At 60.7% G+C, this 14,721-nt stretch carries 17 protein-coding genes; all 17 read right to left on the reverse strand.

Annotation, left to right across the window (positions count from 1 at the left end; genetic code table 11):
- Window positions 1-40 precede the first annotated feature (40 nt).
- The gene (locus A7J50_RS22240) at window positions 41-1,042 is read right to left on the reverse strand and encodes an ADP-ribosylglycohydrolase family protein (RefSeq protein ID WP_064453746.1); all 1,002 of its coding nucleotides are present in this window, start codon (window positions 1,040-1,042) and stop codon (window positions 41-43) included.
- A complete protein-coding gene (locus A7J50_RS22245) occupies window positions 1,039-1,752 on the reverse strand; it encodes a GntR family transcriptional regulator (RefSeq protein ID WP_064453747.1) in 714 nt (237 codons plus the stop codon). Before A7J50_RS22245 ends, A7J50_RS22240 begins: the two co-directional genes overlap by 4 nt.
- Before the next feature lie 70 nt (window positions 1,753-1,822).
- Window positions 1,823-2,383: a DUF1285 domain-containing protein gene (locus A7J50_RS22250; RefSeq protein WP_064453748.1), complete on the reverse strand. Its 561-nt coding sequence runs from the start codon at window positions 2,381-2,383 to the stop codon at window positions 1,823-1,825.
- 26 nt (window positions 2,384-2,409) lie between these two features.
- Window positions 2,410-3,015 carry a DUF4823 domain-containing protein gene (locus A7J50_RS22255; protein WP_064453749.1) on the reverse strand — a complete coding sequence of 202 codons (606 nt, stop codon included), beginning with the start codon at window positions 3,013-3,015 and terminating at the stop codon, window positions 2,410-2,412.
- Between the two features lie 130 nt (window positions 3,016-3,145).
- Window positions 3,146-4,114 carry a GTP 3',8-cyclase MoaA gene (locus A7J50_RS22260; RefSeq protein WP_053257554.1) on the reverse strand — a complete coding sequence of 323 codons (969 nt, stop codon included), beginning with the start codon at window positions 4,112-4,114 and terminating at the stop codon, window positions 3,146-3,148.
- Window positions 4,115-4,253: 139 nt separating this feature from the next.
- Entirely contained in the window at window positions 4,254-4,922 is a 669-nt protein-coding gene (locus tag A7J50_RS22265; protein ID WP_064453750.1) for a TetR/AcrR family transcriptional regulator, read from the reverse strand.
- A gap of 445 nt (window positions 4,923-5,367) precedes the next feature.
- Window positions 5,368-6,153: a TatD family hydrolase gene (locus A7J50_RS22270; protein WP_064453751.1), complete on the reverse strand. Its 786-nt coding sequence runs from the start codon at window positions 6,151-6,153 to the stop codon at window positions 5,368-5,370.
- Between the two features lie 77 nt (window positions 6,154-6,230).
- A complete protein-coding gene (locus tag A7J50_RS22275; RefSeq protein WP_064453752.1) occupies window positions 6,231-7,220 on the reverse strand; it encodes a DNA polymerase III subunit delta' in 990 nt (329 codons plus the stop codon).
- The gene (tmk, locus tag A7J50_RS22280) at window positions 7,213-7,845 is read right to left on the reverse strand and encodes a dTMP kinase (protein ID WP_064453753.1); all 633 of its coding nucleotides are present in this window, start codon (window positions 7,843-7,845) and stop codon (window positions 7,213-7,215) included. Before tmk ends, A7J50_RS22275 begins: the two co-directional genes overlap by 8 nt.
- A 19-nt stretch (window positions 7,846-7,864) precedes the next feature.
- A complete protein-coding gene (gene mltG, locus A7J50_RS22285; protein WP_064453754.1) occupies window positions 7,865-9,067 on the reverse strand; it encodes an endolytic transglycosylase MltG in 1,203 nt (400 codons plus the stop codon).
- 1 nt (window position 9,068) lies between these two features.
- Window positions 9,069-9,884, reverse strand: coding sequence for an aminodeoxychorismate lyase (gene pabC, locus A7J50_RS22290; RefSeq protein ID WP_064453755.1), 816 nt, complete (start codon window positions 9,882-9,884; stop codon window positions 9,069-9,071).
- On the reverse strand, window positions 9,884-11,128 hold the full coding sequence (gene fabF / locus A7J50_RS22295; RefSeq protein ID WP_053257561.1) for a beta-ketoacyl-ACP synthase II: 1,245 nt from the start codon (window positions 11,126-11,128) through the stop codon (window positions 9,884-9,886). Before fabF ends, pabC begins: the two co-directional genes overlap by 1 nt.
- Window positions 11,129-11,256: 128 nt before the next feature.
- A complete protein-coding gene (acpP, locus tag A7J50_RS22300) occupies window positions 11,257-11,493 on the reverse strand; it encodes an acyl carrier protein (protein ID WP_010566559.1) in 237 nt (78 codons plus the stop codon).
- Between the two features lie 192 nt (window positions 11,494-11,685).
- Window positions 11,686-12,429, reverse strand: a complete 744-nt coding sequence (fabG, locus tag A7J50_RS22305) for a 3-oxoacyl-ACP reductase FabG (protein ID WP_010566560.1) — start codon at window positions 12,427-12,429, stop codon at window positions 11,686-11,688.
- 24 nt (window positions 12,430-12,453) lie between these two features.
- Window positions 12,454-13,392 carry an ACP S-malonyltransferase gene (gene fabD / locus A7J50_RS22310; RefSeq protein ID WP_064453756.1) on the reverse strand — a complete coding sequence of 313 codons (939 nt, stop codon included), beginning with the start codon at window positions 13,390-13,392 and terminating at the stop codon, window positions 12,454-12,456.
- A gap of 126 nt (window positions 13,393-13,518) precedes the next feature.
- Entirely contained in the window at window positions 13,519-14,529 is a 1,011-nt protein-coding gene (gene plsX / locus A7J50_RS22315) for a phosphate acyltransferase PlsX (protein ID WP_082895941.1), read from the reverse strand.
- 4 nt (window positions 14,530-14,533) lie between these two features.
- On the reverse strand, window positions 14,534-14,716 hold the full coding sequence (rpmF, locus tag A7J50_RS22320) for a 50S ribosomal protein L32 (protein ID WP_008152339.1): 183 nt from the start codon (window positions 14,714-14,716) through the stop codon (window positions 14,534-14,536).
- Between the last annotated feature and the right edge of the window lie 5 nt (window positions 14,717-14,721).

The raw sequence follows: 14,721 nt of genomic DNA on the forward strand, positions 1-14,721 counted from the left end.
CTATCGCGGGCAAGCCCGCTCCCACCTTGAGCTGCGGTGCTTAGCGCAGATCAAGCAGCCTATGGACCAACGGCTGCAAATCCAGGCCATTGACGGCCTTGACCTGTTCGATCATTTCTTCAGGCCAGCACTGCATCCCCAGGCACGCGCCCAACATGGCGCCGAGAATCGCGGCGATGGTGTCGGTGTCGCCGCCGAGGCTGGCGGCCAGGCACAGGGCCTCTAAGGCATTCATCGCGCCCACCGCCACTTGCTGTGCGAGGGCAAACGACACCACTACCGACTCCTGGGACGCGACGGAGGTACCGATCAGTTCGTACAGCAGGTCGGCAAACAGGGCTTTGTCGCCGCTGCCGACGCTCAAGGTCCGCGCCCAACTGATGCGGGTGGCGATGCGTCCGCCGGCAATCCAGTGACCATGGCCTTCCGCCTGCTGGGCGATTTGGGTGCCGATGTTCAGCGCCTCTCCCAGATCCACACCGTTGATACCCGCCGAGACCACCGCCGCAACGGCCGCCGCGCTGGAAATGCCCAGACTGGTGTTGTGAGTGACTTGGCACGCCTGAATCACCGCCTGGATAAACTGCGCCGGATCGCTGACATCCGCGGCAATCCCCACAGGCGTGATGCGCATGGCAGCGCCATTGGTGGTGCCATAGCGCCCGGACTCCTCCGGGGTGTGGCCAGCGAGGATCATGTCGATTGCGCGCTTGGTCGATGGCCCGAGCAAATCCTGCGAGCCCTTGGCGCGCATCACGGCTTCCCAATCGATCAGGCGCTGGGCGAGCACGGTCGGTTCGATCTTGCCTTGGCCTTCCACCAGCAACTCGCCTACCAGGATCGCCTGTTCTGTGTCATCGGTGATGGAGCCGGCCGGCATGTTCGGCGCGATGGGTTGGTCGGCGTCGGCGTCTTCCAGGGCGGTGATGGCACCGAAACGCTGTTGCACCTGCTCTCGGCTCAGGGACTGGGTGGGCATACCCAGGGCGTCGCCCAAGGCCAGACCGTAGAAGGCGCCAAGGGCGCGATTTTCCGAGGTCATTTTGAAGCTCCAAACTGCAGGTGCAGGCGAAAGTGCAGAGGGTCGAGCAGACTTTCGACGTACTCCATGAAGCGCTCACGGCGGTCGTAGGTGGTGCGCGAAGCCTTGAGAAACACGGTGCCGGCTGGGCGACCAAGCAACTCGGCGTCTTCATCGCTGAGAGGCTCTGCGCCGATCCATTGGTCACCTTCGGCGCCGACATAACCGTAAGCGGCCAGGGTAATGGTCAGGGAGTCGTCGATCAGGCCGACACGGGGCAAGCCTTCCAGGCCACCGGCGGCAGGCATCAGCGAGCGCTCAAGGGACACAGCAGTGCCGTCCGTGGTGCGCCGGCGGCGGTCGAGGGCGATGAATTGGTCACTGCCGAATCGGCTGAGCAGGTCGGGACGGGTCACCGCCTCCAAACGCAGAATGTCGGTGATGACCCGCGCGCCGGTATCAGCCAGGGCCTGGGCCCAGCCGCTGCGTTGGTCGAGCACCATGCCGTCGAAGGTGACGATGGAGCCGACGCCGCTCTGGGTGGCGATGTAGTTGCGCCGCTTGAGCTCAGCCAAGGCTTCGCGCAGGGTGCCACGGCTGACCGCAAACTCTTCGGCCAACTGATGCTCGCCCGGCAGCAGGAAGCCGTCGGCCATCACTCCGCCCTCGATACGGCGGATGAGCTCGTCGACGACGCGTTTTTTCTTATCAAATCGGACATGTCTAATCATGTACAAATTGATAACCGAAAGCGTCCACCTGCAGCAAGCGAATTATTTCAGAGAGATGAAAAAACCGGCCTCAAGGCTCAAGGCCAATGCGGAAAAACTCCCCGCCGCTCCATACGCCAAGCCAGTTCTGACCGTTGATCGGACGGCTCACCGCCAACTCGACCAATTGGTAGAACGCGTTGCGGTGCACGAGGGCTTCGAGGTTGGTGCGCACCCGCAGATAAGGCGCGGGCTCTTGGGTGACCGGGTCGATCACCACCCGCAATGGGTGTTCAAGCCCGGCTTCGACCTGTTCATCGACATTGGTGGTAAAGCGCAATACCTGGCTTTCGCCCTGCCCTTCGACTTCAAGGGTTAGCGCGACAAACGGCGCATCATCGACGGTGATGCCGACCTTTTCCACCGGGGTCACCAGGAAATACTCATCGCCATCGCGGCGGATGATGTTGGAAAACAACTTGACCATCGGCTTACGCCCAATGGGCGTGCCCTGATAGAACCAAGTGCCGTCACGGGCGATACGCATGTCGATAGCGCCGCAGAAATCCGGGTTCCACAGATGCACCGGTGCCGGCCCCTTGCCTTTGGGCAGTTGAGCCAATAGATCATTGGCCTTGGCGGAATCGGTCATGGGCTCTCCATTATTTACGTGCTGGGTTACTGATCACTCATGCCCAGCAGGCCCCGAGCGTACTTCGCCAGAGGGCGGGCAATCAGGTCTTCTGGCTTGTTGTCGTGGAACGTCAGTAAACCGCCACGACTGCGAATGCGCGCAGTATCAATCAAATACTGGGTGCTGGTCTCGATCAACATGATCTGGATGACGCCGCTGTCGAGTCCCACACGGTCCAATGCCTGCTGATCGGTCCACTCATCGGCATTGCCGATACGGTCATCGGCTGCCGCAAAACGGCAATACAGCAGGTAATGTGCACCCGCTCCACGGGCTTCGGCCATGGCCTGTTCCAGGCCTTCAGGCTTGCGGGCGCGGCGCACCATGGGGAAATATTCGACGAAGCCGTTGAAGGCTTCTTCGGCCACCACATTAGGACGCGGGTAGGCACTGCCCGGCGGTACGAAAGCACCCTGGGCGATAAAGACAAAGGAGTCCGGCTGTATGCGAACTGACGCGGTACGGCGGGTATCACTGTGGTCCAGCAACCCGGCGTCGCTCATCTGATAGCGGGTGCCTTCGGCCATATCGCTGATGGTCATGCAACCACTCAGCGTCAACGACGCCAGCAACAAAACCAGACTACGCATCCCAATCCTCCAAAAGCCGGTGACGGAAAACCGGCGAATGGGCACAAGATGCAGAATCCGCGCCATTCAAGAACAACACACAACAAATGTGCGAGCGGGCACGCGCCCACAGGGTCGACGCCAGTTTGAGCTAGCCGCCGATGATCTTCATGATCGTCGCACCACCGGAGAAGGCCACTTCCTGTTTATCGCCCAACGCCTTCACCAACAAGCCTTGCAAGGCCGGCAACGCCTGGTGACGCGGCTTGTCCAGCAGGTCGCCGACGTAGTGACGGTTGCTCGACGACAGGCAGCCATGCAACCAGCCGGTGGATGACAGCCGCAGGCGCGAACAGGTACGGCAAAACGGCACGCTTTCGTTGGCGATCACGCCAAAAAAACCCTTGCCTGGCACTTCGTAGCGCACCGCGGTGGCGTCCACCGGCGCATTGGCTTGCAGGTATTCGTGGTGTTCGCCGATCAGGCTGAGCAATTGCTGCAGGCTGACGAATTGCTGCAGGAACGCATTGGAGTCCTTGGCCAGGTGGCCCATGCGCATCAGTTCGATAAAACGCAGCTCGTAGCCGCGTTCCAGGCAGTAGTCGAGCAGCGGCATCACCTGGTCGAGGTTTTGCCCGCGCAACGGCACCATATTGACTTTGATTTTGATCCCGGCAGCGCGGGCCTGGTCCATACCGTCCAGCACGGTGGCCAAGTCACCGCCACGGGCGATGCTGCGAAAAGCGTCGGCGTCCAAAGTGTCGAGGGACACGTTGATGCGGCGAATACCGGCGTCCACCAGCAGTGGCAATTTGCGGGCGAGCAGTTGGCCATTGGTGGTCAGGCTGATATCACTGAGCCCCATCCCGCCCACCGCGCCCATGAAGGCTTCCAGCTTGGGGCTGACCAGCGGCTCGCCGCCGGTGATGCGCAGGCGCTCGATGCCCGCCGCTTCGATCAGATAAGCCACGCCACGGGCCATGGCCTCGGCCGAGAGTTCGTCCTGGGCAGCCACCAACCGCTTGCCGTTAGGCACACAGTAGGTACATGCGTAATTGCAGGCTGAGGTCAGGCTGATCCGCAAATTGCGAAACCGCCTGCCTTGACGATCAACGATCATGGATCACTCCGGCAGAGGATTGTACGGGCGAGCTAAAAGCTGACTTATAAATCAACTTTTAGCAAGGTCCTTGCCTGAGTATATTCCTGGGGTACTGCAACTGGCAGTAATTCATTGCGCCATCACTGTCGGGAATAGCTTAAGTAGCAGAGGTGTCGGCACTCTTCGGCTCAGCGCCTGGCAGTTCAGCGCTGTGCTTGCGCTTGTTGCCCATGCGCACGCCGATATCCATCAGGAACTGGAAGAAACCTTCCTGATCCTCCAGCACATTGCTCCAGAACGGCGAGTGGTACAGCGCAACCGCGCCGTGCACCAACGCCCAGGCAGCGCAGTAGTGGAAATAAGGCGGCACATCTTCAAGCTTGCCTTCACTGATGCGGCCCTTGATCAGCAAGGTCAGGCGTTCGAAGTTCGAGGCGCGGATCTTGTGCAGCTCCTCGACCATTTCCGGCACCTGATGGCCTTTGACCACCTTCTCTTCCAGCCGGTCGAACAGGCGGTAGCGCTGCGGATCACGCATGCGGAACTCGAAGTAGGCACGGGACAGGGCTTCCTTGTCCTTGTCCACGTCAGCCGAATGCAGCAGTTCGTTCAAGTCGCGCTCATAGTCGAGCATCAGGCGCAGGTAAATCTCGGCCTTGGATTTGAAGTGCTTGTAGATCGTGCCTTTGCCGATACCCACGGCATCCGCAATCATCTCGACGGTGACACTGTCTTCACCTTGTTCAAGGAATAACTTGAGTGCGGTGTCGAGAATTTCCTGCTCACGGCGGCGAAACTCACGGACCTTACGGGGTTCTTTGTGCATGAGGAAGAGGTCTGCAAAGGTCGAAATAGGGAGGGTTGCGCAGGGCCATGGATACGTGGCGATACGATTTACCCGGTGCGAGGGATTATCCCGACTGAACGGTCGTTGGGCAACGTCTATGTGAACCCGCGACGCACTTTACTTTCAGCATGCCAACGATTTGCGTGATATCAGTCAGAAATAATACGCAACAACTACCCCTGTGCACCTGCGCAATGAGAACTCAAGCGAAGCGCGCGTATTCCAAATCTGTTTAAAAAACGATCAGATGTGACTGGACTGAATCCGATACTGATCAATACTTCAACTGTCGACGTGGCATCTCCCCCAAGTGACGCGTCGACCTGGGTACCGACGGACTGCGTGCCCTTGTTTTACTCCTAATGGTCTTAGCCCGGATTCACCCCCCAGAACCCGGGTTTTTTTTGCCTGCGATTTGCCTGCTTTACCTGGCGACGTGGGCCAGCGGGAACAACCGCTTGAAGTTCTCGGTGGTCTGCTCGGCAAAGCGCTCGTACGACTCACCCCGCAGCATTGCCAGGTAATCCGCCACGTCGCGCACATATTCCGGCAGGTTCGGCTTGCCGCGATGGGGGATCGGCGCCAGGTACGGCGAGTCGGTTTCCACCAGCAGGCGGTCGGCAGGCACCTGGCGCGCAACGTCGCGCAAGGCGTCGGCATTGCGGAAGGTGACGATACCGGACAGGGAAATGTAGAAGCCCAGGTCCAGGGCGGCCTTGGCCATGTCCCAGTCTTCGGTGAAACAGTGCAGCACGCCGGCCTGGGGCAACGCCGCTTCGCGCAGCAGGGTCAGCGTGTCGGCGCGGGCGCCGCGGGTGTGGACGATCACCGGTTTGCCGGTTTGCTGCGCGGCGTGCAGGTGCAGGCGAAACGAGGCCTGCTGCAACTCGGCGGCCTCCGGCTCGTAGTGATAGTCCAGGCCGGTTTCGCCAATGGCCACCACACGGGGGTGGTTGAGTTCGCCCAATAGCCAATCGAGGGCCGGTGCTTCACCGGGCTTGAGGTCCAGCGGGTGGATGCCTACCGAGCAATCGACATCGGCATACCGATCGGCCAGTGCTTTGACGTCGGCAGCGTTTTCGGCGCTCACGCCGATGCACAAGAAGTGCCCTACTCCGCGCTGGCGCGCTGCCTCAAGGGCGGCATCGAGGGAGCCGCCGTGCTGGGCAAGGTCGAGGCGATCAAGGTGGCAATGGGAATCTACGAGCATAGGAAGTTACGACTTGAGTCCGGAAAGTTGAGTCACGGAAAGTATGCGGCCAACGATACACCCGTCGGCCACTGAAATTAACGGCGGCCGAGCAGGCCGACCCACTGCACCAGCAGCGCTTCAAGCAACAGCACGCGGTTGAGGTTGGCTTTGCCGAGAACCTTCTGGCGCTGGGCCAGAATCCAGTCCTGAATATTCAGCACCTTGTCTTGCGCGCTTTTCTGCGCGAGGTACTGCACCACCTTGCGCATATCCGGCAGGCCCAAGCCGCTTTCATCCTGGGTCAACTGGTAGCGCAGGATCAGGCTCGACCAGTCGCAGAACCAGTCGAACAGCAACAACAAGGGAATGTCTTTCCAGGCGCCTTCGGCCAGTTGCGTCGCGGACTGCTCTTGCTTGAGCAGCTTTTTGACGCCCTCCACCACCAGCGCGCGCTGCTCGCGCACGCCTTGGGCTTGCAGCTTCACGGCAGCCAGCGGTGAACCGGCGGCCAGGGTCAGCAGCTCGACCCGTTCTTCCTGCGAACACTCAGGCAGCGCCTGGGCCAGCCACTGCAAGCTCAGGGCTTCGCTTGGCAAAGGGCAGGCCTGTTGAACACAGCGGCTGCGAATGGTCGGCAACAAGCGGCTGGACTGATGGCTCACCAGCAACAGCACCGTATCACCCGAGGGTTCTTCCAGGCTCTTGAGCAAGGCGTTGGCGGCGTTGATGTTCATCGCTTCCACCGGCTCGATCAGGACCACCTTGCGCCCGCCCATCTGCGCGGTCTGCACCACAAAGCTGACCAGGTCACGCACCTGGTCGACCTTGATCGCCTTGTCGGCTTCCTCGGGTTCCAGCAAATAGTTATCGGGGTGGCTTCCGGCCTTGAGCAACAGGCAGGATTTGCACTCGCCGCAGGCTTCCAGATTGACCGGGCGCTGGCACAGCAGGCTGGCCATGAGCCGCTCGGCCAATGCGCGCTTGCCGATACCGATCGGCCCGTGCAGCAAATAGGCGTGGGCATGCTGGGCGCGGCCGGCCAATTGTTGCCAGAGACTGTCCTGCCACGGATAGGCTTCAGCCACGGGCGCGCTCCAGGAGTTTGGGTAGCAGAGCGTCAATGGCGTGTTGTACCTGAGCCAGCGGCTGGGCCGCGTCCAGCAGGGAGTAACGCGCCGGCTCAGCCTTGGCGAGCGTGAGGAATGCAGAGCGCACGGCTTCGAAGAACGCATGCCCTTCCAGCTCGAAGCGGTCCAGGCGACCGCGGGCACTGGCACGCGCCATACCGACTTCCACCGGCAGATCGAACAGCAGGGTCAGGTCGGGGCGCAAATCGCCCTGGACGAAGGTTTCCAGTGCAGCGATGCGCTCCAGGGACAAGCCACGGCCACCGCCCTGGTAGGCATAGGTGGAATCGGTAAAACGATCGCAAATCACCACGGCGCCGCGCGCGAGTGCCGGGCGGATCACTTCAGCCAGGTGCTGGGCACGGGCAGCAAACACCAGCAGCAGCTCGGTGTCCGGGTTCATCTGTTCTTCACCTGGAGCCAACAGCACTTCACGAATGCGTTCGGCCAACGGCGTGCCGCCAGGCTCACGGGTCAGCACCACTTCAACACCCTCGGCGCGCAAGCGCTCGGCCAGGTAATCGCGGTTGGTGCTTTTGCCGGCGCCTTCCGGGCCTTCCAGGGTAATAAACAAGCCAGTCACAGGCAGTCCTTAGTCAGAGTCATTGCGGGCTTTGCGGCGCGGCGGTGGCCGGCGCAGGCTCGGTCGGCTTTTCAACCGGCGCTTGAGTCGGCACATCGGCAGGTGGCGCCGGGTCTTCCGATGGTTTCACCACCGGCGCGTGAGTCGGCGCATCGGCCGGAGCCGCCGGGTCTTCCAATGGTTTTACCACCGGCGCCGGGCTGGAGCGATAGTCGGCCCGGCGCTTGAGCTGAAACTCACGCACGGCGGCATTATGCGCATCCAGGTCATCGGAGAAAATATGGCTGCCATCACCGCGGGCGACGAAGTACAGGCTGCTGCCCGACACCGGGTTCAGCGCTGCGTGGATCGCCTCGCGGCCGACCATCGCGATCGGCGTCGGCGGCAGGCCGGCGATCATGTAGGTGTTGTAGGGGTTGGCTTCCTTGAGATGAGCGCGGGTCAGCTTGCCGGTGTAGCGTTCGCCCAGGCCATAGATAACCGTCGGATCGGTCTGCAACAGCATGCCGATCTTCATGCGGCGCACGAATACGCCGGCGATCTGCCCGCGCTCTTCCGGTACGCCGGTCTCTTTCTCTACCAGGGAGGCCATGATCAGCGCTTGGTAAGGGTCGGTGTACGGCGCATCGGCGGCGCGCTTGCTCCACTCCTGGGCAAGGACGTCGTCGAGGCGGTTGTAGGCCTTTTTCAGGAATTCGACATCGGTCATGCCGCGCACGAAGCGATAGGTATCAGGGAAGAATCGCCCTTCAGGGAACACGCCAGCGTGGCCGAGCTTGTCCATCACTTGGCTGTCGCTCAGGCCCGACAAGGTCTGCACGATCTTTTCGTGCTTGGCCAGGGCCGACCGTACCTGACGGAAGTTCCAGCCTTCCACCAGCGTCAGGCTGTATTGCACCACTTCGCCACGCTGCCACAAACCGATCAGGCCTTCAGCGGTCAGGCCAGGCGTCATGCGGTATTCGCCGCTGTGCAGCGGCTGGCCATCGAGGTTGAAGCGCCAGTAAAGGCGTAACCAGAAAGCGCCATCAAGCACACCGTCGGCTTCAAGGCGATTGAAGGTACCCGTCGGGGTCGACCCGGCAGGCACATCGAGCAATTGTTCCTGGGTCAGATTCAGGGGCTGCTTCAAGGCAGAGTCGAGCTTCCAGGCCGAGAAGCCCAGCAGCAAGCCTGCCGAGACCAGGCCGATCTGCAGCAGTAAAACCAGTTTTCGTATCAACTCAAATATCCAATAGCGCGCGAACAATGCCCTGCAGTTTACGGGTGAGCGGCCCAACCGACCAGCTCATCGCAGCGCAACCACGCACCGGCCAAATGCCATAAACGCTGTTGCACACGAAGACTTCGTCAGCCTGCCGCAACTGCTCAAGGCTGATGTCGGCCACGGCCAACGGGATGCCCAGCGCCTGTGCCTGTGCCAGAACCTCCGCGCGCATCACCCCGGCAACGCCACAACGATTCAGATCAGCGGTTAGTAACAAGCCGTTGCGCACTAGAAACAGATTGCTGAAAACGCCCTCAATGACGCGTCCGGACATATCCAGCATCAAGCCTTCGGCATGTTCGGCATCTTGCCACTCAGCGCGGGCGATCACTTGTTCGAGACGATTAAGGTGCTTGAGACCGGCCAGCAACGGCTGCTCGGCCAAGCGAGTAGCACACGGAAACAGGCGGATGCCATCGGTTCCGTGAGCATGGGGATAGGTAGCGGGCGGACTGCCCTGCAAGATACGGCGCACCGGAGCGCCGGGATTGATGCCATACCCGCGCAGGCTGTCGCCACGGGTGAGGATCAACTTGAGTACACCGTCGCCAAGGGCGGCGGCATACGCCAACACTTCGCTGCGGATCAGCGTTTGATCCGCAACCAAGGCGAGGCGCCGGCAACCCTCAGCGAGGCGTTGCAGGTGGCGGTCGAGCAGCACTGGCTGCCCGGCCTTGACGGCAATGGTCTCGAACAGCCCGTCGCCATACGCCAGGCCGCGATCTTTCAGGGGCACGCTGTCCGCTGGCTGACCGTCGACCCAGCTGTGCATCACTCAGCGAACCGGCGGAACACCAGGGAACCGTTGGTGCCACCAAAACCGAACGAGTTGGAAATCGCCACGTCGATCGGCATCGGCTGCGCTTCGTGAGGCACGAAGTTCAGGTCGCAGCCTTCGTCCGGCTCATCAAGGTTGATGGTCGGTGGTGCGACCTGATCCTTGATCGCCATCACGCTGAAGATCGCCTCGACCGCGCCCGCCGCACCCAACAGGTGGCCGGTCATGGACTTGGTGGAGCTGACCGCCAGCTTGTACGCGTGCTCGCCGAACACCGACTTGATGGCTTCGGCTTCCGCCAAATCGCCGGTCGGGGTCGAGGTGCCGTGGGCGTTGATGTACTGCACCTGGTCAGGGTTGACCTTCGCATCACGCAAGGCGTTGGTGATGCAACGTGCAGCACCGGCACCGTCGGCCGGCGGCGAGGTCATGTGGTAGGCGTCGCCGCTCATACCAAAGCCAATCAGCTCGGCGTAGATCGTGGCACCACGCGCTTTGGCGTGCTCCAGCTCTTCCAGTACCAGCGCACCGGCACCGTCGGACAGTACAAAGCCGTCACGGCCCTTGTCCCACGGTCGGCTGGCCCGGGTCGGCTCATCGTTGCGAGTCGACAGCGCACGGGACGCGCCGAAGCCGCCCATGCCCAGCCCGCAGGCGGCCATTTCGGCGCCACCGGCGATCATCACGTCGGCTTCGTCATAGGCAATGTTGCGTGCGGCCATGCCGATGCAGTGCGTGCCTGTGGTGCAAGCCGTGGCGATGGCGTAGTTAGGTCCCTGTGCGCCCAAGTGGATCGACAGGAAACCGGAAATCATATTGATGATCGAGCCCGGCACGAAGAACGGTGAAATTCGACGGGGGCCGGAATCGTGCAAGGTGCGGCTGGTTTCTTCGATATTGGTCAAACCACCAATACCCGAACCCATGGCCACGCCGATGCGCTCACGGTTGGCGTCGGTTACTTCCAGGCCGGCATTACGCACCGCCTGAAAACCGGCTGCCAGGCCGTATTGAATGAACAGGTCGAGTTTGCGGGATTCTTTGATCGAGAGATATTCCTCGACATTGAAGCCCTTTACCGAGCCGCCAAAACGGGTGGAATAGGCAGAAAGGTCCGTGTGTTCGATCAGACCAATACCACTGTGGCCAGCAAGAATGCCCTGCCAACTGCTCGGCACATCCGTACCCAGTGGCGACAACATACCCATACCGGTGACTACGACGCGTCTACGCGACACAGCACTCTCCTTTTTCTTGATGACGACACTTTGCTTCAGAGCTCACTTTGCTTCAGAGCTAAAGAAAAAACCGCACGCCGTTACAGCAGTGCGGTTTTTCCCTAACAGCAAGCGACGACTACAAACTATTACGCCTGGTGGGCAGTAACGTAGTCGATAGCAGCTTGAACGGTAGTGATTTTTTCAGCTTCTTCGTCCGGGATTTCGGTCTCGAATTCCTCTTCCAGAGCCATCACCAGCTCAACGGTGTCAAGGGAATCGGCACCCAGGTCTTCTACGAAGGAAGCAGTGTTGGTCACTTCTTCTTCTTTAACGCCCAGTTGCTCGGCGACGATTTTCTTGACGCGCTCTTCGATGGTGCTCATACCTTGTTTAACTCCTAATGGACAAATTCAGGCAGCTGGCCAGTGGGTAAGTGTATAGAAAGCCTTTTCAGCTTTTCAACTGAAAGCTTCACCCTTGTACCCGGCAGACCACCTGCCTATAAATTAAGTTGCAGCTTTATAACGGATTTTAGACAGCTCGTATGACATTTTTTTGAAGCGATCCGTCACAATTTAACTCATGTACATCCCGCCGTTCACCGGGATTGTAGCCCCAGTCACGTATGCCGCACCGTCGGATGCCAGGAAAGTGACCACATTCGCGATCTCTTGAGCCTGGCCCAGACGGCCCAGCGGAATCTGTGTCAGCAAAGCTTCACGCTGTGCTTCCGGCAGTTCACGGGTCATATCGGTGTCGATGAACCCTGGGGCTACCGAGTTGACCGTAATCGACCGCGAACCGACTTCACGTGCCAATGCACGACTGAAACCTTCCAGACCGGCTTTGGCGGCTGCGTAGTTTACTTGGCCTGCGTTGCCCATGGCACCCACTACAGAGCCAATATTGATAATTCGGCCCCAACGCGCCTTGGTCATGCCGCGCAAAACCCCCTTGGACAGGCGAAACAGACTGTTCAAGTTGGTATCGACCACGTCGTACCACTCGTCGTCTTTCATACGCATCATCAGGTTGTCGCGGGTGATACCAGCGTTGTTTACCAGAATAGCCGGCGCGCCAAATTGTGCAGTGATCTGGGCCAATACAGCAGCAACCGACTCATCACTGGTCACGTTCAGCTCCAGGCCGGTGCCCTGCACGCCGTTTTCCTTCAAGGTGGCGGCGATACGCTCGGCACCCGAAGCGGAAGTAGCGGTGCCGATCACAACAGCGCCCTGACGGCCCAGTTCGAGGGCAATCGCCTGGCCAATACCACGGCTGGCGCCGGTAACCAGTGCAACTTTACCTTGCAGACTCATGCAGGCTTCTCCTAATTTCAGGGTTCAGGCCAGCGCCGCGCGAGCGGCAGCGAAGGCGTCAGGTGTATTGAGGTTGGCGGTGGATACGCCGTCGGCGCAGCGCTTGTTCAGGCCGGCCAGGACCTTGCCCGGGCCACACTCAACCAGCTCGGTGGCGCCGTTGGCAGCCAGGGTCTGGACCGACTCGACCCAACGCACTGGCTTGTAGAGCTGCTCCAGCAGGTCGCGCTTGAGGGTGTCGAGGTCGACGGCCACGGCCGCGCTGACGTTCTGCACCAGCGGGATCTGCGGCGCCTGCCAATTGATGGCGGCGATGGACTCGGCAAAACGCTCGGCGGCCGGGCGCATCAGCTCACAGTGGGACGGCACGCTCACCGGCAATGGCAAGGCGCGCTTGGCGCCACGGGCCTTGCAGCCTTCGATGGCACGCTCAACAGCCGCCTTGGCGCCAGCGATCACCACCTGGCCAGGGGAGTTGAAGTTCACTGCGCTGACTACTTCGCCCTGGGCCGCCTCGCTGCAGGCCTCGATCACAACGGCATCGTCCAGACCCAGGATAGCGGCCATGCCGCCCTGCCCGGCCGGAACGGCTTCTTGCATCAACTGACCACGACGCTCGACCAGCTTGACCGCTTCAGCGAGGGTCAGGCTGCCCGCAGCCACCAGAGCGCTGTATTCGCCCAGGCTGTGACCGGCCACGTAAGCCGGGCGCGCGCCGCCTTCCGCCAGCCACAAGCGCCACAGGGCGATCGAAGCGGTCAGGATGGCCGGCTGGGTTTTATCGGTTTGATTGAGTTGCTCTTCCGGCCCCTGCTGGGTCAGTGCCCACAGGTCGTAACCCAGGGCATCGGAAGCTTCCTTGAAGGTTTCCAGGATCAGCGGATGTTGCGCGCCCAGCTCGGCCAACATGCCGAGGGACTGCGAACCCTGCCCTGGAAAGACGAATGCGAGGGATGTAGACATGTAACAAGCCCCTAATGATCTGGTCGTCAAAAATGCGCGCCCCTTCGGTCGGAGCGCACGAAACTGACAAGTTGGATGGTCTATTGAACTGGCCGGTCACATTTAAGCACTCCCAGGCCAATTCGCCTAAGGCAACAGATCCTCAAGACGGCCGCGCAAGCGTTGCGGCAGGTTTTCCTGAATCTCGATCAGCGCTCGCGCAATCGCACTCTGAAAGCCCTGCACACCGGCCGAGCCGTGGCTTTTCACCACAATGCCCTGCAGCCCGAGAAAGCTTGCACCGTTGTGCCGCGCCGGCGCGAGATCAGCCTGCAAGCGGCGCATCAACGGCAGCGCCAGGGCGCCTACCAAACGTGACGCCAGGCTCTGCTTGAACAAGGCCTCGATACGCGTGGCGATCATTGTCGCCAGGCCCTCGCTGGACTTGAGCAGGATATTGCCGACAAACCCGTCACACACCACCACATCCGCCTCGCCCCGGTACAAACCGTCACCTTCGACGAAACCGATGTAATTCAAGCCCCGAGCCCCTTGTAACAGGCTGGCAGCGAGCTTGACCTGTTGGTTGCCCTTGATGTCTTCGGTGCCGATATTCAGCAGGGCCACACGCGGACGAGCCACACCCAGCGCCTCTGCGGCCACCGAGCCCATCACAGCGAACTGGAACAGGTGCTCGGCGCTGCAATCGACGTTTGCACCCAGGTCGAGCAACTGGCAATAGCCTTTCTGCGTGGGAATCGCCGCGACCATCGCTGGCCGATCGATACCGGGCAGCGTCTTGAGCACATGCCGCGACAATGCCATCAACGCTCCGGTGTTGCCGGCACTGACACAGGCTTGCACCTTGCCATCACGCAACAACTCAAGCGCCACCCGCATTGAAGAATCAGGCTTGCCGCGAAGGGCGACCGCCGGCTTTTCATCCATGCTGATGGTTTCGCTGGCCGCTGTAACAGTCAGGCGCGCGCGATCCACCGCCGGATGGCTGGCAATCAATTCTTCAAGGAGGGAGGGTTGACCGACGAGGGTCAGGTGCAGCGAGGGCGTTGCAGACAGGCTGGCGATGCAAGCCTGAACAATGCTGCGGGGACCGAAGTCCCCGCCCATTGCGTCAATCGCGATGACTTGAGCAGACAAGTGATTACTCGTCAGCGCCCTTGTCGATCACTTTACGACCACGGTATACGCCTTCTGGCGATACGTGGTGACGCAGGTGAATTTCACCGGTGGTTTTTTCTACAGACAGAGTGCTCGCCGTCAGGGCATCGTGCGAACGACGCATGTCACGGGCGGAACGGGATTTTTTGTTCTGCTGAACAGCCATAATTG

Source organism: Pseudomonas antarctica (assembly GCF_001647715.1).
In the GTDB taxonomy this organism is placed as follows: Bacteria; Pseudomonadota; Gammaproteobacteria; order Pseudomonadales; family Pseudomonadaceae; genus Aquipseudomonas; species Aquipseudomonas antarctica_A.